The 14,053-nt window shown below is 63.0% G+C and carries 10 protein-coding genes; 9 read left to right on the plus strand and 1 reads right to left on the minus strand.

Translation table 11 applies throughout. The features are described from left to right. Positions 1–9: 9 nt before the first annotated feature. Together CO671_RS00095 and CO671_RS00100 are read left to right on the plus strand one after the other, a co-directional pair. On the plus strand, positions 10–3,156 hold the full coding sequence (locus CO671_RS00095) for an efflux RND transporter permease subunit (protein WP_097603838.1): 3,147 nt from the start codon (positions 10–12) through the stop codon (positions 3,154–3,156). 243 nt (positions 3,157–3,399) lie between these two features. Then, positions 3,400–5,310 (plus strand): family 20 glycosylhydrolase, encoded by a 1,911-nt coding sequence (locus CO671_RS00100; protein WP_097603839.1) that lies wholly within the window; start codon positions 3,400–3,402, stop codon positions 5,308–5,310. Here CO671_RS00100 and CO671_RS00105 read toward each other — a convergent pair. Further along, positions 5,307–6,224 (minus strand): ROK family protein, encoded by a 918-nt coding sequence (locus CO671_RS00105; RefSeq protein WP_097604068.1) that lies wholly within the window; start codon positions 6,222–6,224, stop codon positions 5,307–5,309. The genes CO671_RS00100 and CO671_RS00105 overlap by 4 nt on opposite strands. A 258-nt stretch (positions 6,225–6,482) precedes the next feature. Between CO671_RS00105 and CO671_RS00110 the strand changes: the two genes are divergently transcribed. The 7 genes from CO671_RS00110 (at position 6,483) to CO671_RS00140 (ending at position 14,026) form a co-directional block, all read left to right on the plus strand. Then, on the plus strand, positions 6,483–7,061 hold the full coding sequence (locus CO671_RS00110; RefSeq protein WP_170964909.1) for an exopolysaccharide biosynthesis protein: 579 nt from the start codon (positions 6,483–6,485) through the stop codon (positions 7,059–7,061). A gap of 137 nt (positions 7,062–7,198) precedes the next feature. Beyond that, positions 7,199–8,152 (plus strand): sugar-binding transcriptional regulator, encoded by a 954-nt coding sequence (locus CO671_RS00115; protein ID WP_097603841.1) that lies wholly within the window; start codon positions 7,199–7,201, stop codon positions 8,150–8,152. Positions 8,153–8,297: 145 nt separating this feature from the next. Further along, the gene (locus tag CO671_RS00120) at positions 8,298–9,608 is read left to right on the plus strand and encodes a sugar ABC transporter substrate-binding protein (RefSeq protein WP_064683128.1); all 1,311 of its coding nucleotides are present in this window, start codon (positions 8,298–8,300) and stop codon (positions 9,606–9,608) included. 133 nt (positions 9,609–9,741) lie between these two features. After that, positions 9,742–10,614, plus strand: a complete 873-nt coding sequence (locus CO671_RS00125) for a sugar ABC transporter permease (RefSeq protein ID WP_097603842.1) — start codon at positions 9,742–9,744, stop codon at positions 10,612–10,614. Between the two features lies 1 nt (position 10,615). Then, positions 10,616–11,446, plus strand: coding sequence for a carbohydrate ABC transporter permease (locus CO671_RS00130; protein WP_038691452.1), 831 nt, complete (start codon positions 10,616–10,618; stop codon positions 11,444–11,446). A 16-nt stretch (positions 11,447–11,462) separates the two neighbouring features. After that, positions 11,463–12,461 (plus strand): ABC transporter ATP-binding protein, encoded by a 999-nt coding sequence (locus CO671_RS00135; RefSeq protein WP_097603843.1) that lies wholly within the window; start codon positions 11,463–11,465, stop codon positions 12,459–12,461. A gap of 83 nt (positions 12,462–12,544) precedes the next feature. Then, positions 12,545–14,026, plus strand: a complete 1,482-nt coding sequence (locus tag CO671_RS00140; protein WP_097603844.1) for a mannitol dehydrogenase family protein — start codon at positions 12,545–12,547, stop codon at positions 14,024–14,026. Positions 14,027–14,053 lie beyond the last annotated feature (27 nt).

The following is a 14,053-nucleotide window of genomic DNA, read 5'->3' on the forward strand; positions in this document are numbered from 1 at the left end:
AAGAAAACCATGGATGCCACCACCACTGAAAAGCGGCCCTTCAATCTGTCGCGCTGGGCGATCGGCCATCCGAGCATCGCCCGCTTCCTCTTCGGCCTGATTATTATCACCGGTGTGCTCGGCCTGATGCGCATGGGCCAGCGCGAGGATCCGGAATTCACCTTCCGCGTCATGGTGGTGCAGGCGATCTGGCCAGGTGCTTCCATCCAGGAGATGGAAGACCAGGTGGTCAACAAGATCGAGCGCAAGCTGCAGGAAACGCCGCATATCGACTGGGTGAAGTCCTATACGCGGGGCGGCAGTGCGATCATCACCCTGCAGGTCGAGGGCGACACGAATTCGAAAGACGTGGCGGATGCCTTCTACCAGGTGCGCAAGAAGGTCGGCGACATCTCCAGCGAGCTGCCGCAGGGCCTGCTCGGCCCCTATTTCAACGACGAATTCGGCGATACTTTCATCACGCTGCACTCGATCAGCGGCGACGGTTATTCCTATCCGGAACTGAAAAAATTCGCGATCCAGGCGCGCGACATGCTGCTGACGACGCCGGGCGTCGAGAAGGCGGTCATCATCGGTGACCAGCCGGAGAAGATCTATATCGATGTCTCGTCCAAGGCGCTCGCCGAGCGCGGCCTGACGATCCTCGACCTGCAGAATGCCGTCAAGGGCCAGAACAACGTCGATCCGGCCGGCTCCGTCGATACCGGCCTGCGCTCGGTGCGCATCTCCGTCGAAGGCGACGTCAAGAAGGCGGCCGATATCCGCGAGCTGCGCCTTCGTGCCGGCGGCCAGGTGACGCGCCTCGGCGATATCGCCACCGTCAGTTCCGGCCTCGAGGACCCCTATCAGCGCAAGTACCGCTTCAACGGCCATGACAGCGTCCAGGTCGGCGTGGTGATGGCCAAGGGTTTCAATGTCACCGATGTCGGCAAGGGCGTGGAGGCGACCTATCAGCGCTTCGAGGACGCGCTGCCTTACGGCGTCGCCGTCGACCAGATCGCCAACCAGCCCGACGTGGTGACGGATGCGATCAGCGAATTCATGCATGCGCTCGGTGAAGCCCTCGTCATCGTGCTTGTCGTCTCGTTCCTGTCGATCGGCTGGCGCTCGGGTCTCGTCATCGCCATTGCCATTCCGCTGGTGCTCGCTGCCACCTTTGCGCTGATGTACGAACTCGGCATCGACCTGCAGCGCATCTCGCTCGGCGCGCTGATCATCGCGCTCGGCCTGCTCGTCGACGATGCGATGATCGTCGTCGAGATGATGGAGCGAAAGCTGGAGGAGGGGCTGGTCAAGATCGAAGCGGCAAGTTTTGCCTATTCCTCGACCGCCTTCCCGATGCTGACCGGCACGCTGATCACCACGGCCGGCTTCATTCCGGTCGGCTTCGCCGCATCGACGGCCGGCGAATATGTCAGGTCGCTGTTTTATGTCGTCGGCATCGCGCTGGTGACTTCGTGGTTCGTCGCCGTCTACTTTACGCCCTGGCTCGGCTACATGATCCTCAAGCAGCGCCATCACGCCGGCGAGCATCACGATGCCTTCGACACCGGCTTCTATCGCCGGTTGCGCGGCACCGTCGGCTGGGCGGTCCGCCACCGGGTCATCGTGCTGCTCTTGACGCTCGGCACCTTCGTCACCAGCCTCTGGGCCTTCCAGTTCATTCCGCAGAATTTCTTCCCGCAATCGTCGCGGCCGGAAATTCTCGTCGATCTCTGGCTGCCCGAGGGCACCAGCATCAAGGAAGTCGAGGTGCAGGCAAAGGCGCTCGAAGCCAAGATGATGGATGATCCCGACAAGCGGTTCATCGCCACCTATATCGGCGAAGGCGCGCCGCGCTTCTTCCTGCCGCTCGACCAGCAGCTGCGCAATCCGAACTTCGCCCAGCTCCTCGTCATGGCCAATGACGAACCGGCGCGCGAACGGCTGATCGTCAAGCTGCGGACGATCCTTGCGGAAGACTTCCCCGATATCCGCGGCAAGGTCGACCGCCTGTTCCTCGGTCCGCCGACCGGCTGGCCGGTGCAGATGCGCGTCATGGGACCGGACCGCCAGGAAGTGCGAGCGATCGCCGACCAGGTGAAGGCCCGCTTTGAGGCCAATCCGATGCTCGGCGCCATCCATGACGACTGGCTGGAACAGGTGCCGGCGATGAAGCTGGTGATCGACCAGGACCGCGCCCGGGCACTCGGCGTCACCTCGCAGCGCGTGCGCCAGATGCTGCAGACCGCCATGTCCGGGGCGCCGCTCGACGATTTCCGCGACGGCGAGGAGACGGTCTCGATCGTCGCCCGTGAGCCGGATTCCAGCCGCTCGCTGCTGTCGGCAGTCAATTCGGTCTATGTCCCGACGGATTTCGGCGGCTTCGTGCCGGTCTCGCAGGTCGCCAAGGTCGTGCCCGTCATGGAGCAGGGCATCGAATGGCGGCGCGACCGGCTGCCGACCATCACCGTGCGTGCGACGCTGCCGGACGGCGTGCAGCCGAACGACGTGGTCATGAAGATGTATGCCGACATGCAGGACCTGCGCGACAGGCTGCCGGCCGGCTACAAGGTCGAGATCCAGGGCGGCGCCGAGGATGCGGCGGAAAGCCAGATGTCGATCGCCGCCAAGGCACCGATCATGCTGGCCGTCATCATCGTGCTGCTGATGATACAGCTGCAGCATTTCGGCAAGGCGATGCTGGTGCTCGCCACCGGCCCGCTCGGCATCATCGGTGCGGCGGCCGCCTTGCTGATCAGCGGCGCGCCCTTCGGCTTCGTGGCGATCCTCGGCGTCATCGCGCTGCTCGGCATCATCATGCGCAACTCGATCATCCTCGTCGATCAGATCGACCAGGATATCAAGGCCGGCATGCACCGGCAGGAGGCGATCGTCGGTGCTGCCGTGCGGCGTTTCCGGCCGATCATGCTGACGGCGCTGACCGCGGTGCTGGCGCTGATCCCGATCTCGCGCGGCGTCTTCTGGGGGCCGCTCGCCTACGCGATGATGGGCGGCATCCTGGTTGCGACAGTGCTCACCATCCTGGTTCTGCCTGCCGGCTACGCGCTTTTCTTCGGCCGAGAGCCGAAGGCAAAGAACGAGCCGGGCAGGGATGCCGACGCCATCCAGGAAGAGGCGGATGACAGACATCCGCCGGCGTTGGCAGCTGAGTGAGGACGGCGCGGCGAAAGCCGTGCCGTTTTCCTTTGCGGGGTCGTCATCCCTGTCAAAGCGCGTTTCCTAGGGCGGTTCACGCAAACGCGGACCGCCCCTCCGCGCAGGCCGTTCCGCCTTGAACTCGGGCGGCCGATTCCATTGCCATCTCGAAAAAGCTAAGCTTGCGAAAGCATGCCGAGAGATCCGCCGCGATCGCGGCCATGCATTGCCGCGGATCAATTCGCGGAGGGAGGCACGACCATGGCCGATTACCATCTGGAAGCGAGCTGGAGCCCGGTCGAGGGCGGTTCCGGCCACCTGACCTTGACGCTCTTCAATCTTTCGTCCGAACCGCTTTCCGGCTTCGCGCTTGCCTATAGATCACCGACGCGGATTGCCGACACCTATGTCTGCGACGGTGCCGGCATGCGGCGGCAGGTCGCGAATTTCCATGAATTCCTGCCGCCCGAGGGGCTGAGCATTCCCCCGGGTGGGCACTGGCGGTTCACCGTCGAGGGGCTGGCCGACGAACCGAAACATCGGACCGACGGCATCAAATCGGCCCGTCTGACGCTGGCGGACGGCCGTCGCGTTGCGGTCGGTTTCGGCGATCTCATGCTTGAAGGCGGGGACGGCGGTGTGACGCCGCCGCTGCTGCCGCCGGGCCGGGTCGAGGAACCCTTTGCGCTGCTGCCTTGGCCGCTGTCGCTCGGGCTGAAGGCGGGAGATCTGCCCCCCGTCCTCTATCCTGCCGAAAGGACCCGGCCGGATGCGATCAAGGCACTCTCTCTGCTTCTTGCGCTTTACCAGCGGCTCTATCCTGCCGAGCCCGCGCCGTTCTCGCTTGCCGCCGTCAAGGGCGGGCGGGCCATTCGTTTCGTCACCGAATCGTCGATCGCAGCCTTTGCTTACGAACTGCGTTTCACCGCGCGGGAGATCGTGCTTTCGAGCGCGGATGCAGCGGGGCGGCACTATGGGCTGATCAGCCTGGCGCAACTGCTGCACGGCGCCCGCGCCGACCGCGACGTCTTCAAATTTCCGAATTTCGGCACGATTGCCGACCAGCCGCGTCATGGCTGGCGCGGCTGCCACCTCGACGTGGCGGGGCAGTTTTATCCGGTGGCTGATGTCATGCGGCTGATCGATATCCTCGCCTGGAACAAGCTCAATATCTTCCACTGGCACCTGACCGACGACGAAGCCTGGCGGCTGGAGATCAAGGCCTATCCCGAACTGATGGGAGCGAGCGCAGAGCGCGGGCCGGATGAAACGCTCGTACCTGACTTCGGCGATGGGCAGGACGCGCGCGTCGGCCACTATACACAGGACGACGTCAGGCGCATCGTTGCGCATGCCGCCTCGCTGCACATCGAGGTGGTGCCAGAAATCGATATTCCCGGCCATAGCGCCGCGGCGCTCTCTGCGCTTCCCGATCTCGTCGACCGGCAGGAGCCGCCGCACAGTTACCGCTCGCCGCAGGGCTATACCAACAACGCCCTCAACCCGGCGGTCGAATTCACCTATGAATTCCTCGGCAAGGTGTTCGACGAGATCGTGGTGCTGTTTCCCGGCGAATATGTCCATATCGGCGGCGACGAGGTGGCCGAGGGGGCCTGGCTTCCCTCGCCGCTCTGCAAGACGCTGATGGAGCGGGAGGGGCTTGCCGGCACCGCCGCGCTGCAATCCTATTTCCTGAAGCGCATCAAAGCCATGCTGTCGCAGCGCGGCAAGAAGCTCGCCGGCTGGAACGAAGTATCGCACGGCGGCGGCGTCGATCGTGACGGCACGCTGCTGATGGCCTGGGAAAAGCCCGAGCTCGGCCTCGCGCTGGCAAAGGACGGCTACGACGTGGTGATGACGCCCGGACAGGCCTGTTATCTCGACATGGCCCAGGCCGAAGCCTGGGACGAGCCCGGCGCCAGTTGGGCCGGTTTCACGCCGCCGGAACGCACCTATGCTTATGAGGCCGAGGACGGGCTGCCGGAGGCCTTGAGGGACAAGATACTCGGCATCCAAGCCTGCATCTGGGGCGGCAATGTCGCCTCGCGCGCCCATTTCAACCGGCTGGTCTTTCCGCGTCTTCCGGCAATCGCCGAAGCGGCATGGACACCTCTGACGCGCAAGGACTGGGATCGGTTTGCAGCGATCGTGCGGATGTGGCCGGTACTTTAAAGAGCGGCTGCCTCGGCCTTCAACCCCAGCAGCGCGGCGCCGATCAGGCCGGGTTCGATGCGGCATTGGCTGCGCACCACCAGCGGCCGGTCGAACTTGCGCAGGATGCGGGCGCGCACGGCGTGGTCGAGTTCGGCAAGCAAGGGCTCGACGTTGGACAGGCCGCCGCCGACCGGCACGATGGTCGCGCCGGTGATGTTGATCGTCAGCGCCAGGGGCGAGGCGACGAGATCGACATAGACGTCGATGGTGCGTGTCGCCCTCTCCTCGCCTTGCTGCCATTGACCGATGATCTCTTCGCTGGAAAGATCGAGATCGTGCAGCGTCTTGTGCAGGCGCTCCAGGCCGCGGGCGCCGCCGACCGTATCGACGCAGCCTTTCTGGCCGCAGCCGCAGGCATAGGCGGGAATGGCGACTGGCGGATTGCCGGCTGCCGACGCGATGATCGGGCCATGACCCCACTCGCCGGCAAAGCCGCCGGCTTCGTTGACGAGGCGCCCGTCGGCGACCAATCCGCCGCCGACGCCGGTGCCGAGGATGGCGCCGAAGACGATGCGGTGGCCGCGACCGGCGCCGAGGCCGGCTTCGGCGATGGCGAAGCAGTCGGCGTCGTTGGCGATCAGTGCCGGCAGACCGAGTTCGGCTTCGAGATCGGCGGCGAGTGCGCGGCCATGGATGCAGGGAATGTTGGCGCAGATCAACCGCTGCGTATCGGGATCGACGACGCCGGCGATGGACAGCGCGATGCGGCTCGGCGCTTCGCCGGTTTCGGCGATGATGGCGCGCAGGGTGTCGACGAAAGCGGCGAAATCATCCTTCGGCGTCGGCCGGCGGCCGAGCGGCACGATGTCCGTCTCGGAGCGGGCGATGCCGCCCTTGATGGCGGAGCCGCCGATGTCGAACGAAATGATCATTGCCATTCTGCCGCTTTCCTGATCTGGGCCGTCTGCTCGCACTGTTGGCGGGGAATTACAAGCCTTCATTCCCTCCTCGGGTTCAGGGTTGTGCCGTAATTCTGACCGCATAAGTCATTCAATTGGCATATTGCGCTGCCAAAATCGGATTCCGCACTTCCATCATCCACCGGTATCATGACAATCGAAAACGCCGATTCCAACAAACGCCGAAGACCACGTCCGCCACGGGCCAAAGGCCGCCGCCTCTCATCCATCCTGCGGCAGTTGGCCGCCGACCGCAGCCGTGAGCGGATTTCGATCGGTGATCTGTTCCAGACGATGGGCGACAGGGCGATCAGCGCGCTGATGCTGATCTTCGCGCTGCCGAACGCGTTTCCCACACCGCCCGGCACCTCCGCCCTGCTCGGTGCGCCTTTGGTCTTTCTGGCGGCGCAGCTGACCTTCGGGTTAAAACCCTGGCTGCCCAGGGCGATCGCCGACCGTTCGGTGCTGCGGGAGGATTTCGAGAGCGTCGTCGTCCGCATCCATCGCTGGCTCGCCTGGGCCGAACGCATGCTGAAGCCGAGGCTTGCCATCTTCGCCGAGCCGCCGGCGGAGTATTTCGCCGGTCTCGCATGCTTGCTGCTGTCGATCGTGCTGGTGCTGCCGGTTCCGCTCGGCAATATCCTGCCGGCGATCACGATCTCGGTCTTCGCTTTCGGCATCATGGGCCGCGACGGGCTCTTCGCGCTCATCGGCTTCATCATGACCGCGGTGTCGCTCGTCATTGCCGGCGGCGTGATTTACGGCCTCGCAAAGGCGGGGGTCTATCTCGTGATGCAATGGTTTGCCTGAATAGCAGCGGTTATTCGGCAGGGCTTTTGTCAACAGGCTCGACATTTTCAGGAATTTTGTTTTGATCTGGCGCGGTACAGACTCGAAATCATATCCGGCGGGCGGCAAGCCGGCTCACTTTGCGTGGTAGGCATCATATGGCAAAAAGATCCGAGACCCCTGCACGGCTCGACGATGCGGCGCGTGCCGGCTGGCTTTATTACGTCGCCGGGCGCACGCAGGACGAAATCGCCGCCTCGATGGGAATCTCGCGGCAGTCGGCGCAGCGGCTGGTGTCGCTGGCGGTCGCCGAACGTCTGATCAAGGTGCGGCTCGATCATCCGATCGCTGCCTGTCTTGAACTCGGCAGTCAGCTGCGGCGGAAATTCGAACTGAAACATGTGGAGGTGGTGCCGAGCGATCCGGGCTCCTCGTCGACCACCATCGGCATCGCCGAGGCGGCGGCGGCCGAGATCGAGCGCTGGCTGAAGCGGGCGGAGCCGATCGTGCTTGCGGTCGGCACCGGCCGTACGCTGAAGGCGGCCGTGGACCAGCTTCCGGCCATCGAATGTCCCAATCACCGCATCGTCTCGCTGACCGGCAATATCGCGCCGGACGGATCGGCGGCCTATTACAACGTCATCTTCAGCATGGCGGATGCGGTGAAGGCGCGGCACTATCCGATGCCGCTGCCGGTTCTCGTCACCTCGGCCGAGGAGCGGGAGCTGCTGCACGGCCAGCAGCTTGTGCGTTCGACGCTCGACATGAGCGCACAGGCCGACGTCACCTTCGTCGGCATCGGCGAACTCGGCATCGACGGGCCGCTCTGCGTCGACGGTTTTCTCGAGAAGGACGAGATGATGGAGCTGATGCGCGGCGGCGCGGTCGGCGAGATCTGCGGGTGGATTTTCGATGTCGACGGCCGGCTGCTCGACAACCCGATCAACGAGCGTGTCGCGTCCGCGCCGATCCCGTCCCGCGAGGCATCAATGGTCATCGGGCTCGCCAAGGGCAAACGTAAATTCAAGGCGATCAAGGCTGCCGTCGTCGGCCACCAGATCAATGGATTGATCACCGACGAAGAGACTGCTGAGTTTTTGCTCAAGAACTGAGCAAAAAATTCTTCTTCTGAATCAATCGGATAGGTGAGGTGTTCGGCATCGCAGCAACGATTGCCGATTGACATTTTTTGCCGTTTGGTGAGTAATTGCTCATGAGCAAAGCGAATGCTCACATCTCGTCTTCTGGGAGGAAGATATGACATTGAGAACTTTCCTGCTGGGCGCCTGCTCGGCACTGGCGTTTGCCGGCATGGCTTCGGCCGAAACGCTGACAATCGCGACCGTCAACAACGGCGACATGATCCGGATGCAGAAGCTGACGGATGATTTCAAGGCGAAGAATCCCGGCATCGACCTTGAATGGGTCACTCTCGAAGAAAACGTGCTGCGCCAGAAGGTCACGACCGACATCGCGACCAAGGGCGGCCAGTACGACGTTCTGACGATCGGCACCTATGAAGTTCCGATCTGGGCAAAGCAGGGCTGGCTGCTACCGCTCGACAATCTCGGCGCCAATTACGATGTTGACGACCTGCTGCCGGCAATCCGCAGCGGCCTGACCACGGATGGCAAGCTCTATGCTGCGCCGTTTTACGGTGAAAGCTCGATGGTCATGTACCGCAAGGACCTGTTCGACGCCGCCGGCCTGAAGATGCCGGATGCCCCGACCTGGGACTTCGTTGCGGATGCTGCCCGCAAGATCACCAACAAGGACAAGGAGATCTACGGCATCTGCCTGCGCGGCAAGGCCGGCTGGGGTGAGAACATGGCGTTCCTGACGGCCATGTCCAACTCCTTCGGCGCGCGCTGGTTCGATGAAAGCTGGAAACCGCAGTTCGATCAGCCGGAGTGGAAGGAGACGTTGGACTTCTACGTCAAGCTCATGAAGGACGCCGGCCCTCCGGGCGCTTCTTCCAACGGCTTCAACGAGAACCTGGCGCTCTTCCAGACCGGCAAGTGCGGCATGTGGATCGATGCAACGGTCGCCGCTTCCTTCGTCAGCAACCCGAAGGAATCCACCGTTGCCGACAAGGTCGGCTTCGCGCTCGCTCCGGACAAGGGCCTCGGCAAGCGCGGCAACTGGCTCTGGGCCTGGAACCTCGCCATCCCGGCAGGCTCGCAGAAGGTCGAAGCCGCCGAGAAGTTCGTCGCCTGGGCAACGAGCAAGGATTACACCAACCTTGTGGCTGAAAAGGAAGGCTGGCTGAACGCACCTCCCGGCACCCGCACCTCGCTCTATGCGAGCGCGGATTACCAGAAAGCTGCTCCCTTCGCCAAAATGACGCTCGACTCGATCAACTCGGCCGATCCGACCAAGCCGACCGTCAAGCCGGTCCCCTATGTCGGCGTCCAGTTCGTGGCGATCCCGGAATTCCAGGGCATCGGCACGGCGGTGGGGCAGCAGTTCTCGGCAGCCCTTGCCGGCCAGATTTCGGTCGATCAGGCGTTGAAGAGCGCACAGCAGCTGGCAACCCGCGAAATGACCAAAGCCGGCTACATTAAGTAAACCTCCTGAGAAGGCGGATCCTTGACAATCCGCCCCTCTTGGCCGCCGATCGCCCGAACCGCATCGGCGGCCGCTTTTCCAGACAAAGCTTTCCTGCGGCCGCTCCCCGCTTCAGACCAGATCGGTGATTGCCATGGCAACCTTGCACACTCGCTCTTCCGCGCGCCTGATGATCGCGCCCTCCGTGCTGCTCCTCTTTGCGTGGATGATCGTTCCGCTTGCGATGACGATCTATTTCTCGACGCTGAACTACAATCTGCTCAGCCCCGGCATGGAGAGCTTCGTCGGCTTTCTGAACTATGAATATTTCCTGTCCGATCCGGCCTTCTTCGCCGCGCTGGTCAATACGCTGCTGCTCGTCGCCGGCGTGCTTGTCATTACCGTCATCGGCGGCATCGCTTTCGCGCTGCTGCTCGACCAGCCGATGTACGGCCAAGGCATTGTGCGCATCCTTGTCATTGCGCCGTTCTTCGTCATGCCGACGGTCGCCGCGCTCGTCTGGAAGAACATGTTCATGAACCCGGTCAACGGCCTCTTTGCGCATCTTGCCAAGGCGCTCGGCCTGCAGCCGATCGACTGGCTGGCGAATGCGCCGCTGTTTTCCGTCGTTCTCATCGTCGCCTGGCAGTGGCTGCCGTTTGCCACCCTCATCCTGTTGACGGCGCTGCAGTCGCTCGACGAGGAGCAGAAGGAGGCTGCCGAGATGGACGGCGCCGGGGCGATCTCGAAATTCATCTATATCATCCTGCCGCACATGGCCCGCGCCATCACCGTGGTGATCCTGATCCAGACGATCTTCCTGCTTTCGGTCTTTGCCGAAATCCTCGTCACCACCAATGGCGGGCCGGGCACCGACAGCACCAACCTCACCTATCTCGTCTATGCGCAGGCGCTGTTGCAGTTCGATATCGGCGGCGCGTCGGCGGGCGGCATCGTCGCGGTCGTGCTGGCCAATATCGTCGCGATCTTCCTCGTGCGCCTCGTCGGCAAGAATCTGGAGGCTTGAGATGGCCAGAAAAGTCACAACGCAGCGCAAGGTCATCGTCACCGCGATTGCCTGGACGCTCGGCATCCTGATCTTCTTCCCGATTCTCTGGACCTTCCTGACGAGCTTCAAGTCGGAAGCCGACGCCATCGCTTCGCCGCCGCAGTTCCTGTTCTTCCACTGGACGACGGAGAACTATGCGGAGGTGCAGAGCCGGTCGAACTATCTCGGCCACTTCATGAACTCGGTGGTCATTTCCTTCGGCTCGACGCTGATCGGCCTGATCATCGCGATCCCGGCCGCCTGGGCGATGGCGTTTTCGCCGACCAAGCGGACCAAGGACGTGCTGATGTGGATGCTGTCGACCAAGATGATGCCGCCGGTCGGCGCGCTGATCCCGATCTATCTGATGTTCCGCAATTCCGGCCTGCTCGACACCCGCACCGGCCTGGTGATCATACTGACGCTGATCAACCTGCCGATCATCGTCTGGATGCTCTACACCTATTTCAAGGAAATCCCCGGCGAGATCCTCGAGGCGGCCCGCATGGACGGGGCGTCGCTGATGAAGGAGATCATCTACGTGCTGACGCCGATGGCGGTGCCCGGCATCGCTTCGACGCTGCTCCTGAACATTATCCTTGCCTGGAACGAGGCTTTCTGGACGCTCAACCTCACCGCCTCCAAGGCGGCGCCGCTGACGGCCTTCATCGCCTCATATTCCAGCCCGGAAGGCCTGTTCTACGCCAAGCTCTCGGCGGCCTCGACCATGGCGATCGCGCCGATCCTGATCCTCGGCTGGTTCAGCCAGAAGCAACTCGTCCGCGGCCTGACCTTCGGCGCAGTGAAATAAGAAAAGGGAGACAAACATGGGCAGCATTACCCTTCAGAAGGTTTCCAAGGTCTTCGGCGAAGCCAAGGTCATCCCTTCGATCGATCTCGATATCAAGGACGGCGAATTCGTCGTCTTCGTCGGCCCGTCGGGCTGCGGCAAGTCCACGCTGCTGAGATTGATCGCCGGTCTCGAGGACGTTTCCGGCGGCAAGATCGTCATCGACGGCAGGGACGCCACCGAAAAGGCGCCGTCGGAACGCGGCCTTGCCATGGTGTTTCAGTCCTATGCGCTCTATCCGCATATGAGCGTGCGCAACAACATCGCCTTCCCGCTGAAGATGGCGGGCGTCGACAAGGCCGAGATCGACCGCAAGGTGACCGATGCCGCCCGCGTGCTCAATCTCACCGATTATCTGGAGCGCAAGCCGCGTCAGCTTTCCGGCGGCCAGCGCCAGCGCGTCGCGATCGGCCGCGCCATCGTGCGCCAGCCTTCGGCCTTCCTGTTCGACGAGCCGCTGTCGAACCTCGATGCCGCACTGCGCGTCAACATGCGCCTGGAAATCAGCGAGCTGCATCAGCAGTTGAAGACGACGATGGTCTATGTCACCCACGACCAGGTCGAGGCGATGACCATGGCCGACAAGATCGTCGTCTTGAACCGGGGCAATATCGAACAGGTCGGCTCGCCGCTCGAACTCTACAGCCGCCCGCGCAACCTTTTCGTCGCCGGCTTTATCGGCTCGCCGAAGATGAATTTCATCAAGGGCCAGAACGCCGCCCAGCTCGGCGCCCACACGATCGGCATCCGTCCCGAACATATGCTGTTGTCGATGGAGAGCGGTGACTGGAAGGGCAGGGTGGTGGTCGCCGAGCATCTCGGCTCCGACACCTTCCTGCATATCGATGCCGATGACATCGGCATGGTGACGGCGCGCGGCAGCGGTGATTTTGCCGCCAAGGCGGGCGATACGGTCTACCTGACGCCGGACCGTTCGCGCATTCACAAATTCAACGAGGGCGGCCTTGCCATCTGAGGCAGGCGGCCGGCTGGGGGCAGGCATGCGAGCCGGGCGATGGCGCCCGGCCGTTTCGGCAAGACCTTCAAGAGGACTGGAACATGACGTGCAAACTATCGCTGGCAACGCTTCCGGACGCGGCGCGCACTGCCGCCATCCCCCGATATGACAGGGCGTCGCTGAAAGCCGGCATCGTGCACTTCGGGGTCGGCAACTTCCACCGCGCCCACCAGGCGATCTATCTCGACGATCTCTTCAACGCAGGCACGGATCACGACTGGGCGATCGTCGGCGCCGGCGTGCTGCCGTCCGATGCCGCCATGCGTGAGAAGCTTGCGGCCCAGGATTTCCTGACGACGGTGGTCGAACAGGACAACAACAAGACGGCGGCGCGCGTCACCGCGCCGATGATCGACATCCTGCCGGTCGGCGATCCTGCCGCGATCATCGCCAGGCTCGCCGATCCGGAGATCCGCATCGTTTCGCTGACGATCACCGAGGGTGGATACTTCATCGATGCATCGGGCACATTCAATCCGGCCCATCCTGATATCACCGCCGACGGAAACAGTCCCGATGCGCCGAAGACGGTGTTCGGGCTGATCGTCGCCGGCCTGAAGGCGCGCAAGGAAAAGGGCATCGGTCCTTTCACCGTCATGTCCTGCGACAACATTCCCCATAACGGCATCGTCACCGCTAATGCCGTGGTCGGCACGGCGGCACTCTCGGATCCCGTCTTCGCCGACTGGATCCGGGAAAACGTCGCCTTCCCGAATGCGATGGTCGACCGCATCACGCCGGCGACCGGCCAGCGGGAGATCGATTTCCTCAGGGATAATTTCGAGATCGAAGACAATTGGCCGGTCTATTGCGAGGAATTCAAGCAGTGGGTGCTCGAAGACAAGTTCACCGCCGGCCGGCCGGCGCTGGAAAAGGTCGGCGTCACCTTCGTGCCCGATGTTACGCCTTATGAGCACATGAAGATCCGCATCCTCAACGGCGGACATGCGGCGATCGCCTATCCGGCGGCGCTGATGGACATTCATTTCGTGCATGACTCCATGGAAGATCCGTTGATTCGCGCCTTTCTCGCCAAGCTCGAGAAAGACGAGATCATTCCGATCGTGCCGCCGGTGCCGAACACGTCGCTGACGGATTATTTTGCGCTGATCGAACATCGCCTGCTCAATCCGAAGATTGCCGACACCATTCCGCGCCTGGCGCAGGACGGCTCGAACCGCCAGCCGAAATTCATCCTGCCGTCGACGCTCGACAATCTCAGTCAGGGCAGGGACGTCGTCGGTCTGGCGCTGGTCTCGGCGCTCTGGTGCCGCTATTTCGCCGGCAAGACCGATAGCGGCAAGGATATCGTCTTCAACGATGCCAGCGCCGAGCGCCTGCATGCGGCGGCGCTGAAGGCCAAGGACGATCCGTCCGCCTTCCTCGCCTTCGACGATATTTTCGGCGAGGTGGCAAAATCCGAACTCTTCCGCAAGCGTTTCGCCCATGCGCTCAAAACCCTGTGGGAAAAGGGCACGCGGGCGACGCTGCAGCTCTATCTCGACGGCAAGCTCGCGGTGTAAGGACCGGGTGGCGGCACTCGCGCCGCC

Origin of the sequence: Rhizobium sp. M10 (genome assembly GCF_002531955.1) — a bacterium.
GTDB classification, from domain to species: Bacteria; Pseudomonadota; Alphaproteobacteria; order Rhizobiales; family Rhizobiaceae; genus Rhizobium; species Rhizobium etli_C.

Excerpts from the sequence above, each read along its gene's own strand:
- CO671_RS00095 (WP_097603838.1), top strand. The coding sequence starts at position 10 with ATGGATGCCACCACCACTGAAAAGCGGCCCTTCAATCTGTCGCGCTGG.
- CO671_RS00100 (WP_097603839.1), top strand. The coding sequence starts at position 3,400 with ATGGCCGATTACCATCTGGAAGCGAGCTGGAGCCCGGTCGAGGGCGGT.
- CO671_RS00105 (WP_097604068.1), bottom strand. The coding sequence starts at position 6,224 with ATGATCATTTCGTTCGACATCGGCGGCTCCGCCATCAAGGGCGGCATC.
- CO671_RS00115 (WP_097603841.1), top strand. The coding sequence starts at position 7,199 with ATGGCAAAAAGATCCGAGACCCCTGCACGGCTCGACGATGCGGCGCGT.
- CO671_RS00120 (WP_064683128.1), top strand. The coding sequence starts at position 8,298 with ATGACATTGAGAACTTTCCTGCTGGGCGCCTGCTCGGCACTGGCGTTT.
- CO671_RS00125 (WP_097603842.1), top strand. The coding sequence starts at position 9,742 with ATGGCAACCTTGCACACTCGCTCTTCCGCGCGCCTGATGATCGCGCCC.
- CO671_RS00130 (WP_038691452.1), top strand. The coding sequence starts at position 10,616 with ATGGCCAGAAAAGTCACAACGCAGCGCAAGGTCATCGTCACCGCGATT.
- CO671_RS00135 (WP_097603843.1), top strand. The coding sequence starts at position 11,463 with ATGGGCAGCATTACCCTTCAGAAGGTTTCCAAGGTCTTCGGCGAAGCC.
- CO671_RS00140 (WP_097603844.1), top strand. The coding sequence starts at position 12,545 with ATGACGTGCAAACTATCGCTGGCAACGCTTCCGGACGCGGCGCGCACT.